This is a genomic window from Massilia sp. BGA-UO-ETr-WB1, from assembly GCF_059567845.1.
This window is the reverse complement of the sequence record NZ_JCAQOT010000021.1, coordinates 613,311-632,623: the sequence shown is the minus strand read 5'-3', so window position 1 is coordinate 632,623 and position 19,313 is coordinate 613,311. Positions and strand designations below refer to the sequence as shown.

The following is a 19,313-nucleotide window of genomic DNA, read 5'->3' as shown; positions in this document are numbered from 1 at the left end:
ATGCAATTGAGGCTGGACGCGCTGGACGGGCATTTGAGCAAGCAGCTGGCGCAGCTGTACGTCATCACCAGCGACGAGCATTTGCTGGCGCTGGAAGCGGCGGACAAGATCCGCCGCAGCGCGCGCGCGCAAGGCTATTCCGAGCGCGACGTGCTGACCGTGGAGCGCAGCTTCAAGTGGGGCGAGCTGCTGGCGGCGAACCAGGCGCTGTCCCTGTTCGGCGACAAGAAGCTGATCGAGCTGCGCATCCCAACCGGCAAGCCGGGCAAGGACGGCGGCGCGGCGCTGCAGAATTACGTGAAGGACCTGAGTCCGGACAACCTGACGCTGATCACGCTGCCCAAGCTGGACTGGCAGACGCAGAAGGCGGCCTGGGTGGCCAGCCTGCAGCAGGCGGCGGTGTACATCGACATTCCGAATGTCGAGCGCGCGCAGCTGCCGGGCTGGATCGGCAACCGCCTGGCCGCGCAAGGCCAGAGCGCGGACCGCCAGAGCATCGACTTCATCGCCGACCGGGTTGAAGGCAATCTGCTGGCGGCGCATCAGGAAATACAGAAACTGGGCCTGCTGCACGAAGCGGGCAAACTGACATATGAACAAGTGCATGACGCGGTGCTGAACGTGGCGCGCTATGACGTGTTCAAACTGAGTGAAGCGATGCTGTCCGGCGATCCCGCGCGGCTGGTGCGGATGCTCGAAGGCTTGAAAGGCGAAGGCGAAGCGCTGCCGCTGGTGCTGTGGGCGGTGTCGGAAGAAATCCGCACGCTGCTCAAGCTGAAAGCCGGGACTGCGCAGGGACGGCCGCTGGGCGCGCTGCTCAAGGAGTACCGCATCTGGGGGCCGAAGGAGCGCATGATGGAGCCGGCGCTGCGGCGCGTGTCGCTGCCGCTGCTGGAGGCTGCGCTGCAGGAAGCGGCGCAAATCGATAAGATGATCAAGGGCCTGCGCGCCAAAGCCTACGCGGGCGACGCATGGGACGCGATGCTGCAGCTGGCGCTGAAGGTGGCGCGCGGCTGAACGCCGGCATCGGATTGACTACACGGGACTGAAATGGACATCACGCAGTATATGGAACAAGTGGGCCGCCAGGCGCGCGTTGCATCGCGCGCCATGGCCCGCGCCGACAGCGCGCAGCGCAACCGCGCGCTGCTGCTGATCGCCGACGCGATCGAACGCGACGCGGCCGCCCTGCGCGCCGCCAACCAGCTGGACCTGGACGCGGCGGCCGCCGCCGGCATGGCGCCGGCATTGCTGGACCGCCTGGCGCTGTCCGACAAGGCCATCGCCACCATGGTCGAAGGCCTGCGCCAGATCGTGGCGCTGCCGGACCCGATCGGCGAAATCAGCGGCCTCAAATTCCGCCCGAGCGGCATCCAGGTGGGCCAGATGCGGGTGCCGCTGGGCGTCATCGGCATCATCTACGAAGCCCGGCCGAACGTGACGGTGGACGCGGCCGGCCTGTGCATCAAGAGCGGCAACGCCACCATCCTGCGCGGCGGTTCGGAAGCCATCCATTGCAACCGCGCGCTGGCCAGGCTGGTGATGGAAGGCCTGCAGGGCGCCGGCCTGCCGGCGGACGGCGTGCAGGTGGTGGACACCACCGACCGCGCCGCCGTCGGCGCGCTGATCACCATGCCGCAGTACGTGGACGTGATCGTGCCGCGCGGCGGCAAGGGCCTGATCGCGCGCCTGATGAAGGAGTCCACCGTGCCGATGATCAAGCACCTGGACGGCATCTGCCATGTCTACATCGACGCCAAGGCCGACATGAAGAAGGCGCTGGACGTGGCCTTCAACGCCAAGTGCCAGCGCTACAGCCCATGCAACACCATGGAAACGCTGCTGGTGGCGCGCGCCATTGCGCCGCAGGTGCTGCCCGAGCTGGCCAAGCTGTACGCGGCCGAGAAGGTGGAACTGCGCTGCGACCCGGAATCGTACAAAATCCTGGAAGGCTATCCGCACCTGGCGCACGCCACCGAGGAAGACTGGGCCACCGAATACCTGGCGCCGATCCTGGCAGTGCGGGTGGTGGACGGCATCGACCAGGCCATGGACCACATCAGCACCTGGTCGTCCAAGCACACCGAGTCCATCATCACCGAAGACTACAGCGACGCCATGCGCTTCCTGCGCGAAGTCGATTCGGCCTCGGTGATGGTGAACGCCTCCACCCGTTTCGCGGACGGCTTCGAGTACGGCCTGGGCGCCGAAATCGGCATCTCGAACGACAAGCTGCACGCGCGCGGCCCGGTCGGCCTGGAAGGCCTGACCTCGCTCAAGTACGTGGTGTTCGGCCACGGCGAAGTACGCAAGTAAATAAGGAAGCCTATGCTCTGGGTAAAAGCGTTCCACATCCTGTTCGTCGTGTCCTGGTTCTCCGGGCTGTTCTACCTGCCGCGCATTTTCGTCAACCTGGCGCTGGAAAAGGAGAGCGTGAGCAAGGAACGCCTGCTGCTGATGGCGCGCAAGCTGTACCGCTTCATGATGCTGCTGTCGGTGCCGGCGGTGCTGCTGGGCGCGTGGCTGCTGTGGCTGCAGTACGGCGGCGGGGACAGCTTCAAGATGCCGGCCTGGATGCACGCCAAGCTCACGCTGGTGATCCTGGCCATCGGCTACTCGCACGCCTGCGGCGCCATCCTGAAGAAATTCGAGCGGGGCGTGAATACCCGCAGCCACACGTGGTACCGCTGGTTCAATGAAGTGCCGGTGCTGCTGCTGCTGGCGATTGTTATTCTCGTTGTGGTCAAACCTTTTTAAAAGAGAGCACGCATGAGCAAAACCTGCCACTACTACTTTGCCCCGCATTCGCCGTGGAGCTACCTGGGCCACGAGCGCTTCGTGGCGCTGGCCAAGGCGCACGGCGCGCAGATCGATATCCGTCCCTTCGATCTGGGCAAGGTGTTTGGCGTGTCCGGCGGCTTGCCGCTGGCCAAACGCGCCCCGCAGCGCCAGGCTTACCGCCTGGTGGAGCTGGCGCGCTGGTCGACATTCCTCGGCGTGCCGATGAATCTGCAGCCCAAGTTCTTCCCGGTGTCGCCGGATGCGGCGGCCAAACTGATCATCGCCGCGCGCCTGACGCACGGCGTGGACACGGCGCTGCAGCTGTCCGGCGCCATCATGCGCGGCCTGTGGGCCGAGGAGCGCAACATCGGCGACGAGGAGACGCTGGTGCAGATCGCGAACAGCTGCGGCCTGGATGGCCGCGCGCTGGTCAAATCGTCGGAGACGGCCAGCGTGCAGGCCGAGTACGACAAGAACACCGAGGAAGCCACCGCCGCCAATATATTCGGCTCGCCGTGGTACATCCTCGATGGCGAAAGTTTCTGGGGTCAGGACAGGCTCGATTTCCTCGAGCGCGCACTGGCCCCCTGAAGTACACCGTTCCGCGCAGGCGGAACGTTTTTTTTAAACGGATAAAAGGTACCCCTATGGCTTCCTATTTTTGCCCATGCCCGCGCGGCATGGAAGCGGCGCTGGCCGAAGAACTGACTGAAATCACGCAGCTGCCCGGCAGCACCCTGAAGGTGCACAACCAGGTGCCCGGCGGCGTGCACTGCTCCGGCGCCCTGGAAGACGCCTACCGCGTCAACCTGCATTCGCGCATCGCCTCGCGCGTGCTGATGCGCATGGCCGCCGGCGGCTACAAGAACGAGAACGACATCTACGACCTGACCCTGGCGCAGCCGTGGGAAGAATGGTTCGGCGTCGACCACACCATCCGCGTCGACGTGACGGCCGTGAAGTCGCCACTGAAAAGCCTGGAATTCACCACGCTGAAAATCAAGGACGCGATCTGCGACCGCTTCCGCGACATGTACGGTTCGCGCCCGTCCGTGAACACGCGCGAGCCGGACATGCGCATCGTCGGCTTCCTGGACGCGCACCAGTACATCGTCTACCTGGACACCTCGGGCGAGGCGCTGTTCAAGCGCGGCTGGCGCGACGAGACGGGCGACGCGCCGCTGCGCGAAAACCTGGCCGCCGGCCTGCTGCGCGTCTCCGGCTGGAAGCCGGGCACGCCGCTGTTCGATCCGATGTGCGGCTCCGGCACCATCCTGTGCGAAGCGGCGCAGATGGTGCAGGGCATCCCGCCCGGCGCGCGCCGCCGTTTCGCCTTCGAGAAGTTCCACGACTTCCAGCCTGCCGCCTGGGCCGGCATGAAGAACGCCATCAAGCCTAACCCGCTGCCGACCGAACCGACCATCTTCGGCTCCGACATCTCGGGCGACATGGTGGCCATGACGCGCCACAACCTGAAGTGCGCCGGCATCATGTTCGACATTCCGCTCAAGCAGATCGAAGCGCAGGAAGTGAAGGCCCCCACCGAGCAGCCGGGCATCCTGCTGACCAATCCGCCGTACGGCGAGCGCATCGGCGTGCGCGGCGACAGCACCCTGCCGGAAGACGAACTGGCGACCTCGTTCTACTCCGCCTTCGGCACCACGCTCAAGCAGCGCTTCGCCGGCTGGACCGCCTTCCTGTTCACGGCGGACCTGGGCCTGCCCAAGCTGCTGCGTTTGAAGGAAGCGCGCAAGACGCCGTTCTTCAACGGCGCGCTGGAATGCCGTTTGTTCCGCTTCGACATGGTGGCCGGCTACAACCGCCGCGAAGAAGCCAAGCCGAAAGCACAATAAGCATCACCCGCCGCGCAGGTCCGGCGATGCCGGACCCGCGGCAGAACCGGACCTCACATGTTTCCTGCGCCTCCCGCGAACCTCCCGCCCGATCCCGTCGCCGAGATCCCCCCGCCCGAACCGAGCCACACCAAGCCGCTGAGCGCCTTCGCGCTGGCCATCGTGCTGGCGTCGCTGTCCATGCTGGGGCCGTTCTCGATCGACGCCTACCTGCCGGCCTTCCCCAACATCCAGGCTTCGCTGCACGCCACGCCGCTGGAAGTGCAGCAAACCCTCACCGCCTACATGCTGGCCTTCGCCGCCATGGTGCTGTGGCACGGCGCGCTGGCCGACGCTTTCGGGCGCCGCAACGTGGTGCTGGTGTCGCTGGTGCTGTTCGCCATCGGCACCATGGGCTGCGCCGCTTCGCACTCGGTGCACTACCTGTGGTTCTTCCGCGTGCTGCAGGGCGTGTCGGCCGGCGCCGGCGTGGTGGTGGGGCGCGCCATCATCCGCGACCTGTACGCGGACGCGCCGGCCGCGCGCCTGCTGTCCATGGTCACCATGATCTTCTCGATCGCGCCCGCCATCGCGCCGGTGCTGGGCGGCGTCATCGTCAAATACCTGGACTGGCGCGCCATCTTCCTGTTCCTGTTCATCTACACGGTGGGCCTGTTCCTGGTGTGCTACCGCCGCCTGCCGGAAACGCTGCCGCCGGGCCGGCGCCAGCCCTTCAACCCGCGCTACCTGGCGCGCAACTACCGCACCATCCTGGCCTCGCCGCTGTTCCACCTGAAGTCCGGCGTGGTGGCCTTCAACTTCGCCGGCCTGTTCGTCTACATCACGGCGGCGCCGGTGATGCTGCCGCGCCACCTCGGCCTCGGGCCGCACCAGTTCGGCTGGCTGTTCATCCCCGCCGTGAGCGGCATTTTCCTCGGCGCGCTGGCGGCCAACCGCATCGCCGGCAAGATGACGTTCGCGCGCCAGATCGGCATCGGCTTCTGCTTCCTGATCACGGCCGCCACCGTCAACGTCATCTACCATTGGTTCCAGCCGCCGTCGCTGCCGTGGAGCGTGGCGCCGCTGTTCTTCTATACCTTCGGCATGTCGGTGGTGGCGCCGGCCGCCACCTTGCTGGGGCTGGACCTGTTTCCGCATATCCGCGGCACGGTGGCGTCCTGCCAGTCGTTCGCCACCACGCTGCTGGGCGCGGTGGTGGCCGGCGCCATCGCGCCGGTGCTGTCGGACTCGGTGTTGTGGCTGGCCTACGGCCAATTGGCGTTTACTGTGACGGCGCTTGCATTGTGGTTGACGGCGCGCTATTACCGGAGCATGCTATCAGCCCAACAGGCGGGCGGATAGTTATCGGCAAGGAAGTGTGATAAGTTTAGGAAGAAATTTTTCTTGCCGATAAGTTATCTAAGTTGTTTATGCTACTATCGCCTTTTGAGTGCCTGATTTTTCTACAGTTGGTTAAATATTAATGCAGTGGCGCCTTGCCGTTGAGCGCCTCTCACTCCTCGATGAAGTTCCTTGGCGGCAATGCGTGATACGATGCATCAATCAGACCATGATATTCGCAATCGCTTGTTGATTGCCCGTCTGCCGGCCATGCCGCAGATACTCATCAAGTTGATAGAGCACTTGCAGGCCGACGACGCCGGCATGCCGGAGCTGGCCGCGCTGATCGCCAAGGACGCCGGCATGACCAGCAAGATCCTGTCGGTCGCCAACAGTTCCGCCTACCACCGCAACAACCGCGCCGTGGGCCTGGAACAGTCGCTGGTGTCGCTCGGCACGGACATGATCAAGACGCTGGTCATCAGCGAGTCGGTGTTCCAGACATTTAACAGTTTCCCCCATTCCGGCAGCACCGATCTGCGCAGCTTCTGGAAAAGCTCGCTGACCACCGCCGTCATCGCGCGCGACATCGCCAAGCAGCTCGAGTACCCGCACGCCGAGGAAGCCTACCTGGCCGGCCTGCTGCACAACGTCGGCCGCCTGGCGTTGCTGGCCACCGCACCGAAAGAATACGCCTTCAACTTCACCGCGCGCGACGACGAGGACCTGTGCGCGGTGGAGCAGCGCACCTTGCAGATCACGCACTCCGAAGCGGGCGCCTGGCTGATCGAGCGCTGGAACCTGGACTCCTTCCTGGCCGACAGCGTGCTGTACCACCACGAGCCGGTGGCGCGCCTGGAAGCGGCCCATCCCTTGATCCGCATCGTGCGCCTGGCGCACCTGCTGTGCAGCCACGAGGACGAGGACGAGGCCATCGAAGCGGCCGCCGGCCTGTGCGCCGTCGGCAGCGACGCGCTGCACGTGATCTGCCACGCCGCCGCGCGCCAGGTGGAAAAGTCGGCCGCCTACCTCGGCATCGAACTGGCCGGCGCGGACGACATCGTGGCCCCGGCCGCCTACGCGCCGCCGCCGCCGGTGGACCCGGTGCAGCAGCGCCTGTCCGAGGAAGTGCGCAACATGGTGCTGGTGTCCGAAATGGGCCAGACCTTCGCGCGCCAGACCGGCGAGACCGGCATGCTGGAAGCGATGACGCGCTCGGCGCGCATCCTGTTCGACTTCGACAACACCGTGATCCTGCTGGAAAACCCCACCGGCCACGCCCTGGTGGGCATGGCGGCGGGCGAACAGCAGCAGCGCCTGGCCGAATTCTCCATCCCGCTGGCCAAGGGCGGCACGGTGGCGGACGCCGCGCGCGAACGCCGCGTGGCCTACCTGAGCAAAGCCGGGCAGGGCGCGGCGCCGGTCGGCATCTCGGAAGAGCAGCTGTTCCGCATCCTCGGCACCGAGAGCTTCGTGTGCGTGCCGCTGGTGGCCGGGCAGCGCTGCCTGGGCATGCTGGTGGGCGGCGCGGCCGCCTGGCAGCTGCCTTCGTACCACAAGCGCGAGCGCTTCCTGCAGGCCTTCGGCAACCAGGCCGCCGCCGCGCTGGAAACCCAGCTCTCCGAACGCGGCCACGCGCGCCGCCAGATCGCCCATGTGGCCGAGGAATACCGCGAGGCCTCGCGCCGCGTGGTGCACGAGGTGAACAACCCGCTGTCCATCATCAAGAACTACCTGTCTGTGCTGGACAGCAAGCTGGCGCGGCGCGAGCCGGTGGTGGGCGAGATGTCGATCCTGAACGAGGAGATCGACCGGGTCGGCGCGCTGATCAACGGCCTGGCCGACCTGCAGCCGTCGGACGGCAACCGCGTGACCGACGTGGCGCGCGTGGTGGACGACGTGCTGCGCCTGTTCCGCGCCACCGACTTCGTGCCGGCCTCGGTGCAGATCCTGGTGCGCATGCAGGACGAGCCGGCCGAGATCGACGGCGACGCCGACATCCTGAAACAGATCCTGGTGAACCTGGTCAAGAACGCGGTCGAGGCGCTGCCGGACGGCGGCAAGATCGAGATCGCCAACCGCGGCCACGTGAACCGCGAGCGCAGGCTGTACCTGGAGCTGGTGATCGGCGACAATGGCCCCGGCCTGTCGACCGAGGTGCTGGCCAACCTGTTTACGCCGGTGCGCAGCAGCAAGGAAGGCAAGCACCACGGCCTGGGCTTGTCGATCGTCCACAGCCTGGTCAAGAAGCTGGACGGCATGATCACCTGCCGCAGCGGCAAGGCCGGCACCACATTTGAAATCCTGCTGCCCGTACGGGGCGGCGCTACCCTCACCGCCGGCGTGCAAACGCGGGCGATGGACTCCGTATAATGAACGCGCCCAACGCTGCCAACGCCCAAACCCCGCATCTGGCAACCGACGCTACGAGTGCAACCGCCGCCGTACCCCTGGCGAGCGATTTCTGTCCCCGCCTGCTCCTGGTGGACGACGAGCCGCGCCTGCTGTCATCCCTCTACGAACTGCTGCGCGACCGCGACTACCAGCTGGTGACGGCCACCTGCGGCAGCGAAGCGCTGGCCCAGCTGACCCGGGTGAAATTCGACCTGGTGCTGCTGGACCTGCGCCTGCCGGACATGAGCGGCCACGAGATCATGGACTTCATGAACGGCAAGGGCATCGACAGCGACGTGATCGTGATGAGCGGCGACGTCGGCATCGAGGCGGCGATCGGCGCGCTCAAGCGCGGCGCCTACGACTACCTGCGCAAGCCCTACAGCCGCGAAGAGCTGCTCAAGACGGTGGAGAACGCGCTGGCGCAGCGCCGCCTGGCGGTGGACAACGAGCGCATCGCCGAGCGCCTGGAAACCTCCGAGCGCATGTACCGCAACCTGGTGGACAGCTCGCCGGACATCATCTACACCCTGAACCAGGAAGGCCAGTTCACCTTCGTGAACGACCGCGCCTACCAGCTGCTGGGCTTCACGCGCGAAGAGCTGCTGGGCCGGCACTACTCGGTGCTGATCCACGACGAGGACCTGGAGCGCGCGCGCTACGTGTTCAACGAACGCCGGGTGGATGAACGCACCACGCGCAACGTGGAGCTGCGCCTGAAGTGCAAGGGCAACGGCATCGAACGCACCTTCAGCAACACCCTGATGACGATGCCGATGAACGCCATCGGCGTGCACGTGCCGGACCAGTCCCGGCAGGAGCACTACGGCATCTACGGCGTGGCGCGCGACATCACGGACCGCAAGCGCGCCGAGGAAGTGATTTCCTACCAGGCCTACCACGACATCCTGACCGACCTGCCCAACCGCATGCTGTTCAAGGACCGCCTCGGCCTGGCCGTGATCCAGGCCAAGCGCAAGCTCACCGAGCTGGCCGTGATGTTCGTCGACCTGGACCGCTTCAAGCTGGTCAACGACACGCTGGGCCACGTGAAGGGCGACGAGCTGCTGCAGCAGGCCGCGCTGCGCCTGAAGGAATGCCTGCGCAAGGGCGACACGCTGGCGCGCCAGGGCGGCGACGAGTTCACCATCGTGCTGCCGGAGCTGCGCGACCGCACCGACGCCAAGGTGATCGCCGAGAAGTTCCTGGAAAGCCTGCAGAAGCCGTTCGACCTGGACGGCCACCAGGTGCACATCTCGGCCTCGATCGGCATCGCCGTGTATCCAAGCGACGGCGAGAGCATCGACGAGCTGCTGCGCCACGCGGACATCGCCATGTACCAAGTGAAGGCGCTGGGCAAGAACGGCCACAGCTTCTATCACAACTCCATGCTGGACATGTCGCACCAGAAGATCGCGCTGGAGCAGGCGCTGCGCCGCGCGCTGGAGCAGAACGAGCTGGAAATGTACTACCAGCCGCAGATCGACGTGGCCACCGGCCGCATCATCGGCGCCGAGGGGCTGATGCGCTGGAACCATCCGCAGCGCGGCCTGCTGTCGGCCGGCGAGTTCCTGCCCTTCGCCGAAGAGAACGGCCTGATGCTGCCGATTTCGGACTGGATGCTGGGCGCGCTGTGCCGCGACCTGCTGCAGTGGAACGCGGCCGGCGGCGAGGCGATCCGCCTGTCGCTGAACCTGTCGCCGCAATACCTGGACCGGGGCGACTTTTTCGAGAAGATGCGCGGCGCGCTCACGCGCTACGGCATTTCGCCGGCCCAGATCGAGGTCGAGATCACCGAGAACATCTGCATCCGCAATCCGCTGTACGCCATCGAGCAGCTCAACAAGCTGTGCCAGCTGGGCGTGTCGGTGGCGATCGACGATTTCGGCACCGGCTATTCGTCGCTGTCGTATCTGCACCGCTTCCCCATCCACACCATCAAGATCGACCAGAGCTTCGTCAAGGAGATCCACGACGAGCAGGGCCACTATCCGGTGATCCTGGCCATCATCTCGATCGCGCGCGGCCTCGGCCTGCACCTGGTGGCCGAAGGCGTGGAGACCGAGATCCAGGCGCGCTACCTGCAGGCCAACGGCTGCAGCACCATGCAGGGCTACCTCTACCACCGGCCGATTTCGCTGACCAGCTTTATCGGCGTGCTGCAGCAGCAGGCGCCGGAGCACGCGCGCGCAGAGGCCCCGTCCCAGCACGCGGCGCCGGCCATCGCGGCCTTCCAGGCCTGACGCGGCGGAGCCGGCCATGCAGAAATTTTCGGCTTCGGAAGCGCACGCCCCGGGCGCCGGCACCGGGCCGGAAAACTACACCGCCGAATTCCTGCGCGTGAAAGACCTGGCCGAGCGCGGCGTGGCCAACGCCCAGCACAGCCTGGGCTTCATGTACTTCAACGGCCAGGGCGTGGCGCAGAGCTACGAGCTGGCCGTGGCATGGTACCGCCAGGCCGCCAACGCCGGCCTGGAACACGCGCAGTACAACCTGGGCGTGATGTGCCAGAAAGGCCAGGGCGTGAAGCAGGACCTGGCCGAAGCGGCGCGCTGGTACCAGCTGTCGGCCGAGCAGGGCTACGCGGCGGCGCAGTACAACCTGGGCTGGATGTACGCCAAGGGCCAGGGCCTGCAGCAGGATACGCAGCAGGCCATGCACTGGTTCAGCAAGGCCGCCGAGCAGGGCGACGCCGGCGCGCAGAACAACCTGGGCATGATGTACGACACCGGCAAGGGCGTGCCGCAGGACTTCAGGCAGGCCATCGCCTGGTACCGCAAGGCGGCCGAGCAGGGCTATGCGCGCGCCCAGTTCAACCTCGGCCTGCGCTACGACAACGGGCAGGGCGTGGCCAAGGACGCGCACCAGGCCATGTCCTGGTACCGCAAGGCCGCCAAGCAGGGCTACGCGCCGGCGCAGTTCAACCTGGCGCTGCGCTACGACAAGGGCGACGGCGTGCCGCAGGACACCCAGCAGGCCATCCAGTGGTACCGCTGCGCGGCCGAGCAGGATCACGCCAGCTCGCAGTTCAACCTGGGCCTGATCTACGACAATGGCAGCGGCGACGGCGAGCATGTCCCGCGCGACGAGCAGAAGGCGCTGCACTGGTACCGCAAGGCCGCCGCGCTGGGCCATGCGGCCGCGCAGAACAACCTCGGCCTGCGCTACGACCACGGCCAGGGCGTGCCGCAGGATTACGAACAGGCGCAGCACTGGTACCGCATGGCCGCCGAGCAGGGCTACGCGGCGGCGCAGTACCATCTGGGCCTGCTGTACGACAATGGCCACGGCGTGGCGCAGGACGCGCAGGAAGCGGTGTTCTGGTACCGCAAGGCGGCCGACCAGGGCCACCTGCGCGCGCAGTTCGACCTGGGCCTGCGCTACGAGACGGGGCGCGGCGTGCCGCAGGACGGCCGCAAGGCCATCGCCTGGTACCGCAAGGCGGCCGAGCAGGATTACGCGGCCGCGCAGTACAGCCTGGGCCAGCTGCTCGACAGCGACGACAGCCCGGCGCCGGACAGCGTGCAGGCCGGCGCGTGGTACCGCAAGGCGGCCGAGCAGGGGCATGCGCTGGCCCAGTTCGCGCTGGCGCTGCGCTACGACACGGGGCACGGGCTGCTGCGCGACTATGCCGAGGCGCTGGCCTGGTATCAGAAGGCGGCGGCGCAGGGGCATGCGCGCGCGCAGTTCAACGTGGGATTGATGTATTACAGCGGGCAGGGCACGGCGCCGGACATGGCGCAGGCGTGGCTATGGCTGTCGATGGCGGAGCGCGGCGGCATCAGCGCCGCGGCGCGCTACCTGCAAAACGCCGCCGGCCGCATGGACCCGCCCCAGCTGGCGCTGCTGCGCGAACGCGTGGAGCTGCTGCCCGCGCCGGCCTAACGCTGCGCGCGGCCGAACTGCCGCTCCAGCCAATCAAACGCCGCGTCCTGCTCCTGCTGCGGAAACACATGCCCGCCCGGCAGCATGCGCGCCTCGAACCTGTCCTGCGCGCCCCAGGCGCGCCACACCTTCTCCATCTTGCCGAACGCCGTCCGCACCGACGCCGCCGGGAACAGCCGGTCCTCCGCGCCCGCGAAGAACATGGCCGGCTTGGGCGCGGCCAGGCTGGCCACGTCCGGAAAATCCATCTGCCGCAGCAGCCCGGGATGCAGCATATTCCACGCCGAGCTGCCGCGCAGCTGGTTATTCCCCGGCACCATCAGGCCCTCGGTGGTGGCCATCCAGTTGGCCGCCACCACCGCCGTCACCGCGTCCGACAGCGCCGCCACCTGCCAGGCCCGGAACGCGCCCATGGAAAAACCGATTGCCGCCACCTTGCGCGCATCCACCTCCGGGCGCGAGGCCAGGAAGGCTGCCGCGCGCGCGTCCTCGGCCGCCATGATGCCGGCCAGCGAGCTGCCCAGGTTGAAGGCGTTGGCGGCCAGCGCCTGCTGCGTGTCGCCCGTCAGCGGACCTCGGTCGCCCCAGCCCAGCGCGTCCACCGCCAGCACCACGTAGCCGCGCCTGGCCAGCGCGTCGCCCGGATAGCGGCCGGAGAAATGCTTGTCGGCCCAGGCCTGCGAGGAAGCCAGGCGCGCCGCGTCCAGCGGCGAATTTTGCGCCGAACCCTGCACCCAGGGCTGGATAGCCTTCTCCTTGCCGATGTCGAACTTGCCGCCGTGGTCGTGCAGCATCAGCGCGGCGGGGAAGGGGCCCGCGCCCTTGGGCACCAGCAGCAGCGCGCGCACGCGGCTGTCGGCGCTCAGGTTGAACACCACCTGGCGCGCCACGTAGCTGCCCCGGTCGGTCTCGGCGATCACCTGCGGCTGGAAGGGCGTGCTGTCGGGCGCCTGCAAGGTGAGCTCCCACAGCTTGGCGCGGCCCGCGCTGCGCCAGGCCGGCAAGTCCTTCACCTGCGGCGACCAGGCCATGGGGAAGGTCAGCCTGGCCTTCAGCGCCTGCTGGAACACCGGCATGTTGTCGGCCACGCCGGCGCGCTGGTAATCGTACTGATGACCGTGCTGATGATCGTGCAGGGACGCCTGCTGGTCCTGCGCCGCGGCGGGCAGCGCAAAAGCGGCCGCCAGCAGCGCCGCGCTCAGCTTGGGGAACGGTATGGGCATATTTGTAACATCCTGAAAAATTGCCACGCAACAAATGCAAGAATAGTAACCTTGGACATCTTTTATTGAAAGGACGTGCCATGCTGAAACAAGTTCTGCCCGCGCTGTGCCTTATTTTGCCGGTAGCTTCCGCCTGCGCGCAAGCCGAGGCGCCCCCGCCCACGCCAACTGAAATCGAGGCCGAGGCCGTGCCGGAAAAAATCCTGGTGGTGGGCCAGAAACCGGGGCCGGGCTTGTGGAAGGTGAGCAAGGACGGGCACGTGCTGTGGGTGTTCGGCACCTACTCGCCGCTGCCGCAGAAAATGGAATGGCGCTCGCAGCAGGTGGAATCCATCCTGGCCCAGTCGCAGGAATACCTGACGCCGCCCGGCGCGCACGCCAGCGTGGGCTTTTTCCGCGGCCTGACGCTGCTGCCTAACCTGATCGGCCTGAAGAAGATTCCCGACGGCGCCACCCTGAAGGATGTGCTGCCGGCCGACGTCTACGCGCGCTGGCTGCCGCTGAAAGCCAAATACCTGGGCGATAACGACAGCATCGAGCGCGAGCGCCCCATCTTCGTCGCCGAGACCCTGTTCCGCGCCGGCATGCAGCAGGCTGGCCTGTCCAAGGGCTATGAAGTGAACCGCAAGATCGACGACATCGTCAAGCAGCACAAGATCAAGGTCATCAAGACCGGCATTCAGCTGCCGACGGACGACGCCTCCGGCATCATGAAGGACTTCAAGAAGTCGCAGCTGGCCGACACCGCCTGCTTCTCGAAAACGCTGGAGCGCCTGGAAAGCGACATCGACGCCATGCGCGTGCGCGCCAACGCCTGGGCCAAGGGCGACCTGGAAGCGATCCAGAAACTGAGCTACCCGGACCAGGAAACCGAATGCGGCGACGCCATGCAGAATGCCGAATTCACCAGGAGCCGGCCCGGATTCCAGAACGTGAAGGAGCGCATGCAGGCGGCCTGGCTGGCCGCCGCCGAGAAAGCGCTGGCAACCAACACCAGCACCTTCGCCACCCTGCGCCTGGCCGACGTGCTCAAGCCGGACGGCTACCTGGCGGCGCTGAAGGCCAAGGGCTACACGGTGGAAAGCCCGGACTGAGCGGGGCGGCGCCAGGCATTGCCAACGCCGCTGCATGCCCTTAGCATAGCGCCTTCGGCGGCAACGGCGCCGCTTGAAAACAAGACAAGGGGACGTGAATGAAACGATACGGCAAGCTGGCCATCATGGTGATGGCGGCATGGACATGCGCGGGTGTGCCAATGCAGGCGCAGGGGCAGGACAGTGCGGGCGGCGCCAGCGTCTGGGCCGGCAAGAAGTCGTCCTGGCTGGCGCTGCAGGGCGGCCAGCGCGACGAGGTGTTCCGCTTCGCCGAACAGTACAAGCAGTACCTGGCCGTGGCGCGCAGCCCCTACAGCGCCACGTCCGAAGCGATCCGCCTGGCCAAGGCGGCCGGCTTTGCCGAACTGACCCGCCCCGAACAGGTCAAGCCCGGCGCGCGCCTGATCCTGCCCGCGCGCGACCGCGCCGTGGTGTTGGCCGTGATCGGCCAGCAGCCGCTGGTGGCCGGTTCGCACGTGGTGGGCACCCACCACGACAGCCCGCACATCGCGCTCAAGGCGCGCCCGGTGAACGGCGCCGCGCGCGACGGCCTGGCCGTGTTCAACACCGTGTATTACGGCGGCATCAAGAAGTACCAGTGGGCCAACGTGCCGCTGGCGCTGACCGGCCGCATCGACACCACCGACGGCCGCACCATCGCCGTCTCTATCGGCTTCGACGCGGCCGATCCGGTGTTCGCCATCGGCGACGCGGCGCCGCACGCGGACCGGGAGCTGCGCAACCGCAGTTACACCGAGGTGTTCAAGGGCGAGGAACTCGACCCGGTGGCGGGCAGCATCCCCGCCGAGAAGGCCTCCGTGGTGGCCGAAGTGCTGCGCGCGCTGAAGGACAAGTACCGCATCCAGGAAGAGGACTTCGTCAGCGCCGACCTGCACCTGGTGCCGGCCACGCAGCCGCGCGACGTGGGCATAGACCGCGGCCTGGTGGGCTCGCATGGCCAGGACGACCGCCTTAGCACCTACTGCGCGCTGCGCGCCCTGCTGGACCTGGAAGGCGCACCGGCGCAGACCGCCATTGCCTACCTGTCCAACTTCGAGGAAGTCGGCTCGGTCAACAACACCGGCGCCTCGTCGCAGCTGCTCAACACCGCCTACGCGCGCCTGGTCAGCGGCCAGAAGGGCGCGCAGTACAGCGAGCTGGATCTGCGCACCGCGCTGCGCCACGCGCAGGTGGTAAGCGCCGACACCAACGACGGCCTGTCGCCGCTGTTCCCGGAAGCCTCCGAGGCAAGCAACGCCGCCAAGGTCGGTTTCGGCGTCACCATCAAGCGCTACGGCGGCGGCTTCGACGCCAACTCGGAATACACTGCCAAGATACGCGGCATCCTCGACCAGGCCTCCATCCCGTGGCAGACCCACACGCCCAAGGTGGACGTGGGCACCGGCGGCACCATCGGCCGCTTCATGTCGCAGCAGGAGATGGAAGTGATCGACATGGGCGTGCCGCTGATTAGCATGCACTCCACCTTCGAGATGGCCAGCAAGGTGGATGTGTGGAACTTCTACCGCTTCATGAAGGCGTTCTACGCGGCGAAGTAAGCCGCAGCATCAAGCGGCAATAAGCGGCATCAAGCGCGGCGCGCCAGCGGCAGCGCCGCGTGCCCGGCCCGCACCCGCGAAGCCGTTGCCGGACGGGGCGCGGCACCGGGCTGCGCTTTTTGCGCGCCGGCCTGCGGCGGCAGCTTGAACACTTCCAGCGCCTTGGCCACCGCCTGCGCCTGCGTGTCCAGCACGGCGGTGGCGGCCGAGGCTTCCTCCACCATCTGCGCGTTCTGGTGCGTCACCTCGTCCAGCTGCATGATGGCGTCCTTCACTTGGCCGATGCCGGTGCTCTGTTCGCGCGTGGAATGGCTGATGTCGCCCATGATGCCGGCCACGCGGCCGATGGCGGCGATCACCGCCTCCATGTCCTTGCCTGCCGTGCCGGCAACGTCGGCGCCGGCCGCTATCTTGCCGGCCGACGCGTCGATCAGCGCCTTGATGTCCTTGGCCGCCGCCGCGCTGCGCTGGGCCAGGCTGCGCACCTCGCCGGCCACCACCGCGAACCCGCGCCCGCTCTCGCCGGCGCGCGCCGCCTCCACCGCCGCATTGAGCGCCAGGATATTGGTCTGGAAGGCGATGCCGTCGATCAGGCTGACGATGTCCACGATTTGGCGCGAAGAGCTGCTGATGTCGTTCATCGCCACCACCACCTGCGCCACCGCCACGCCGGTGCGCTCGGCCAGCGCGGTCGCCTCGCTCGCCACGCCGCTGGCGGCGTTCACGTTATCCGCCGTCTGGCTCACGGTGCCGGTGATATGGCCCATGTTGGCCGAGGTCTGCTCCAGGTTGGAGGCCTGCGCCTCGGTGCGCGCCGACAGGTCGGCATTGGCGCTGCGCACCTGGGTGGTGGTGCTGCGCGTGAGCGCGAAATTGCCCCGGATGTCGACCAGGATGGACGCCAGGTTCAGGTTCAGCTGGCGGATAAAGGCTTGCAGCTGGCCCAACTCGTCGTGCCGGTCCACCGCCATGCGGGTGGTCAGGTCGCCGCCGGCCAGGATGCGGGTGGCGTTGATGCTGGCCTGCACCGGCGCCACGATGGCCTGATGCAGATTGCGCCAGCCGTACAGCGCCAGCACCGCCATTAGCAGCGCCTGCAGGTGCAAGGCTCGCTCGCCATAAGGCAGCACGGCATGCGCCGCCATCGCCAGCGCCAGCACCGTCATGCTGCCGAAGCACAGCGCCAGCCGCTGCGCCAGCGTGATGTCGCGCAGGGCGTCGGCCAGCTTGCGCCAGCCGCGCGCCGCCGCCGCGCCGCGCACGATGCGGATGCCGTCCGGGTTGCCGCCCTTGACGGCGCTGTACAGCTGCTCCGCCGCCTGGATCTGCTCGCGTTTGGGCTTGGTGCATACCGACATGAAGCCGGTGATGGCGCCTTTTTCCATCACCGGCGTGACGTTCGCAATGCACCAGAAAAAGCCGCCGTCCCGGCAGGCGTATTTGACCAGGCCGCGCCACGGTTCTCCCGACAGCACGGTGCGCCACATGTCGGCGTCCACTTCCGGCGGCATGTCGGCATGGTAGAGCGAATTCTGCACGCGCCCGGCCAGCTCCTCGTCCGCGTAACCGCTGGCGTCGATGAACGTGGAGTTGGCGTAGGTCAGGCGGCCCTTCAGATCCGTGGTGGTGACGATGGGCTTGCCGTCTTCAAGGACGGTCTCGTGGCCGGCCGCTTGCGGTGTGCTGCGCATGTGCAATCCTGTGCATGGGGTTGACGAAAGATGGCCTGCATACTAACAGATTCAAGTGTCAACTATTTCCCAGTGGCATGGTTGCAACAGTGCGGTTTTCAGCTCATTTCTTCGGCTCTTTTCTCAACTCCGTCTGGACGCGCACCCCCGCCAGTTGCGCCACCCCGGCCAGCGTGGTTTGCGCCGCGTTCAGGCCAAGCAGGAAGTCCTTGTCCGAGAAGTTCGCATACAAGTCGGTGGGCTGATGCCAGTGCGGATTCCAGCCCGCGCCAATCTGCTGTCCGCGCTCGTTCTCGCGCAGCGAAATCGACGGCACCAGGTCCATGAACGGCGTGGAGTCGGTGTTCGTCATGTGGAAGCCGACGGCTGCCGGGTAGTGGGTCGCGTACTTGTCGTTGGCGGCGCGGAAGGCCCAGGCCAGCTTGGCCGAACCGTCCGCCTGTTTCGACTGCGACTGGTATTCGATGTTCACGTCCGCCTCGGCGCGCTGCTCTTTCGGCGCGGTGTAGACCGGCTGGCCCTTGGCGTCCAGCACCGGCTTGCCCGCCGCATCGAGCTTGGGCACCGGCATGCCGTGATCGAACAGCATCATGTCGTGCTGGATCATGCCCAGCCACTTCGGCTCGGGATACTTGCCGGAACCCGGCGGCGACTCCACGCCCTGCAGGTGCTGGCGCTGCGCCACGTAAGCGGCAGCACCGTTCAAGCCGGTCTCCTCGTTGTTCCACAGGATGAAGCGGATCGAGCGGTCGGTCTCCACGCCGGGCGCGCTGAAGATGCGCGCCAGCTCCATCACCAGCGCGGTGCCGGAGCCATCGTCGTTGGCCGCTTCGCCGAAGCCGATGCCGTCCATGTGCGCGCTGACGATATACATCTCACCCGGATGCGTGCGGCCCACCTTGGTGCAATAGACGTTCTCGCGCAGCGAAGTGCCCAGCGGCGTCGGTTCCGCGTTGAGCGCGCGCAGGCGCTCGTCGGGCTGCAGCATGGGATCGGTGTTCACGCCGATGGGCGCGCGCTTGCCGAACAGCGTGCTGCCGCCCTGGCCCGGCGGCCCGCCCGCGCCGCCGCCGGCCTGCACCGCAGGCTTGCCGCGCACCGCAGGTTCGGTGAATTGGTACTGCACGCGTTCGGTGTTGGCGCAGCCGTAGGATTTCAGCTGCGCCTCGATCCAGTCCAGCGCCTGGCGATTGCGCTCCGTACCCTGGCGCCGGTCGCCGAAGCGGGTCAGGCTCTTGATGGTGGCCTTGTACTTTTCCAGATCCAGCTGGTTCACCAGCGCCGCGACCGGATCGGCCGCCGCTGCTGTTCCCGCCGCTGCGGGCTGCTGTGCGGCAGCGTACGGCGCGGCGAAAGCGAACGACATGGCCAGCGCGATAGTGCCGGCGCTACGAATTGAAATCGGCGTCATACAGAGTCCTCGGCTCAATGCAATGCCGGCCATCATGGCAGATCTGTCCATGGAGAGCAAACCTCCAATTCAGGTTGAATTAGCGTTTGTTGTCACCTACTC

Annotated in this window: 14 protein-coding genes; 11 read left to right on the top strand and 3 right to left on the bottom strand. The window is 66.9% G+C overall.

All coding sequences use genetic code 11. From position 1 onward, the window contains the following. The 9 genes from holA to AC56DV_RS07485 all read left to right on the top strand — a co-directional run bounded on the left by holA (nt 1) and on the right by AC56DV_RS07485 (nt 12,233). Entirely contained in the window at nt 1-1,017 is a 1,017-nt protein-coding gene (gene holA, locus AC56DV_RS07525) for a DNA polymerase III subunit delta (RefSeq protein WP_496313666.1), read from the top strand. A gap of 33 nt (nt 1,018-1,050) precedes the next feature. After that, on the top strand, nt 1,051-2,316 hold the full coding sequence (locus tag AC56DV_RS07520) for a glutamate-5-semialdehyde dehydrogenase (protein ID WP_496313665.1): 1,266 nt from the start codon (nt 1,051-1,053) through the stop codon (nt 2,314-2,316). Nucleotides 2,317-2,328: 12 nt separating this feature from the next. Beyond that, a complete protein-coding gene (locus AC56DV_RS07515) occupies nt 2,329-2,757 on the top strand; it encodes a CopD family protein (protein WP_496313664.1) in 429 nt (142 codons plus the stop codon). 12 nt (nt 2,758-2,769) lie between these two features. Continuing rightward, a complete protein-coding gene (locus AC56DV_RS07510) occupies nt 2,770-3,372 on the top strand; it encodes a 2-hydroxychromene-2-carboxylate isomerase (RefSeq protein ID WP_496313663.1) in 603 nt (200 codons plus the stop codon). A gap of 56 nt (nt 3,373-3,428) precedes the next feature. Next, nucleotides 3,429-4,634, top strand: a complete 1,206-nt coding sequence (locus AC56DV_RS07505; protein ID WP_496313662.1) for a THUMP domain-containing class I SAM-dependent RNA methyltransferase — start codon at nt 3,429-3,431, stop codon at nt 4,632-4,634. 57 nt (nt 4,635-4,691) lie between these two features. Further along, the gene (locus AC56DV_RS07500) at nt 4,692-5,975 is read left to right on the top strand and encodes a multidrug effflux MFS transporter (protein ID WP_496313661.1); all 1,284 of its coding nucleotides are present in this window, start codon (nt 4,692-4,694) and stop codon (nt 5,973-5,975) included. Nucleotides 5,976-6,224: 249 nt separating this feature from the next. After that, nucleotides 6,225-8,327 carry an HDOD domain-containing protein gene (locus tag AC56DV_RS07495; protein ID WP_496313660.1) on the top strand — a complete coding sequence of 701 codons (2,103 nt, stop codon included), beginning with the start codon at nt 6,225-6,227 and terminating at the stop codon, nt 8,325-8,327. Further along, nucleotides 8,327-10,591, top strand: a complete 2,265-nt coding sequence (locus AC56DV_RS07490; protein WP_496313659.1) for a putative bifunctional diguanylate cyclase/phosphodiesterase — start codon at nt 8,327-8,329, stop codon at nt 10,589-10,591. Before AC56DV_RS07495 ends, AC56DV_RS07490 begins: the two co-directional genes overlap by 1 nt. Before the next feature lie 16 nt (nt 10,592-10,607). Beyond that, nucleotides 10,608-12,233, top strand: coding sequence for an SEL1-like repeat protein (locus tag AC56DV_RS07485; RefSeq protein ID WP_496313658.1), 1,626 nt, complete (start codon nt 10,608-10,610; stop codon nt 12,231-12,233). Here the strand turns inward: AC56DV_RS07485 and AC56DV_RS07480 are convergent. Then, on the bottom strand, nt 12,230-13,456 hold the full coding sequence (locus AC56DV_RS07480; RefSeq protein WP_496313657.1) for a dienelactone hydrolase family protein: 1,227 nt from the start codon (nt 13,454-13,456) through the stop codon (nt 12,230-12,232). The two genes, AC56DV_RS07485 and AC56DV_RS07480, sit on opposite strands and share 4 nt — an antisense overlap. An 80-nt stretch (nt 13,457-13,536) precedes the next feature. Between AC56DV_RS07480 and AC56DV_RS07475 the strand changes: the two genes are divergently transcribed. Together AC56DV_RS07475 and AC56DV_RS07470 are read left to right on the top strand one after the other, a co-directional pair. Further along, entirely contained in the window at nt 13,537-14,550 is a 1,014-nt protein-coding gene (locus AC56DV_RS07475; RefSeq protein WP_496313656.1) for a TraB/GumN family protein, read from the top strand. A gap of 98 nt (nt 14,551-14,648) precedes the next feature. Continuing rightward, nucleotides 14,649-16,109, top strand: coding sequence for a zinc-binding metallopeptidase family protein (locus AC56DV_RS07470; protein ID WP_496313655.1), 1,461 nt, complete (start codon nt 14,649-14,651; stop codon nt 16,107-16,109). 29 nt (nt 16,110-16,138) lie between these two features. On the opposite strand, the gene AC56DV_RS07465 is transcribed toward AC56DV_RS07470, so the two are convergent. Continuing rightward, on the bottom strand, nt 16,139-17,800 hold the full coding sequence (locus AC56DV_RS07465) for a methyl-accepting chemotaxis protein (protein WP_496313654.1): 1,662 nt from the start codon (nt 17,798-17,800) through the stop codon (nt 16,139-16,141). Between the two features lie 103 nt (nt 17,801-17,903). Next, complete coding sequence (locus AC56DV_RS07460; protein ID WP_496313653.1) at nt 17,904-19,211, bottom strand: M28 family peptidase; 1,308 nt, start codon at nt 19,209-19,211, stop codon at nt 17,904-17,906. Nucleotides 19,212-19,313: the final 102 nt, after the last annotated feature.

Excerpts from the sequence above, each read along its gene's own strand:
- AC56DV_RS07485 (WP_496313658.1), top strand. The coding sequence starts at position 10,608 with ATGCAGAAATTTTCGGCTTCGGAAGCGCACGCCCCGGGCGCCGGCACC.
- holA (WP_496313666.1), top strand. The coding sequence starts at position 1 with ATGCAATTGAGGCTGGACGCGCTGGACGGGCATTTGAGCAAGCAGCTG.
- AC56DV_RS07480 (WP_496313657.1), bottom strand. The coding sequence starts at position 13,456 with ATGCCCATACCGTTCCCCAAGCTGAGCGCGGCGCTGCTGGCGGCCGCT.
- AC56DV_RS07500 (WP_496313661.1), top strand. The coding sequence starts at position 4,692 with ATGTTTCCTGCGCCTCCCGCGAACCTCCCGCCCGATCCCGTCGCCGAG.
- AC56DV_RS07460 (WP_496313653.1), bottom strand. The coding sequence starts at position 19,211 with ATGACGCCGATTTCAATTCGTAGCGCCGGCACTATCGCGCTGGCCATG.
- AC56DV_RS07515 (WP_496313664.1), top strand. The coding sequence starts at position 2,329 with ATGCTCTGGGTAAAAGCGTTCCACATCCTGTTCGTCGTGTCCTGGTTC.
- AC56DV_RS07465 (WP_496313654.1), bottom strand. The coding sequence starts at position 17,800 with ATGCGCAGCACACCGCAAGCGGCCGGCCACGAGACCGTCCTTGAAGAC.
- AC56DV_RS07510 (WP_496313663.1), top strand. The coding sequence starts at position 2,770 with ATGAGCAAAACCTGCCACTACTACTTTGCCCCGCATTCGCCGTGGAGC.
- AC56DV_RS07505 (WP_496313662.1), top strand. The coding sequence starts at position 3,429 with ATGGCTTCCTATTTTTGCCCATGCCCGCGCGGCATGGAAGCGGCGCTG.
- AC56DV_RS07475 (WP_496313656.1), top strand. The coding sequence starts at position 13,537 with ATGCTGAAACAAGTTCTGCCCGCGCTGTGCCTTATTTTGCCGGTAGCT.
- AC56DV_RS07495 (WP_496313660.1), top strand. The coding sequence starts at position 6,225 with ATGCCGCAGATACTCATCAAGTTGATAGAGCACTTGCAGGCCGACGAC.
- AC56DV_RS07490 (WP_496313659.1), top strand. The coding sequence starts at position 8,327 with ATGAACGCGCCCAACGCTGCCAACGCCCAAACCCCGCATCTGGCAACC.
- AC56DV_RS07520 (WP_496313665.1), top strand. The coding sequence starts at position 1,051 with ATGGACATCACGCAGTATATGGAACAAGTGGGCCGCCAGGCGCGCGTT.
- AC56DV_RS07470 (WP_496313655.1), top strand. The coding sequence starts at position 14,649 with ATGAAACGATACGGCAAGCTGGCCATCATGGTGATGGCGGCATGGACA.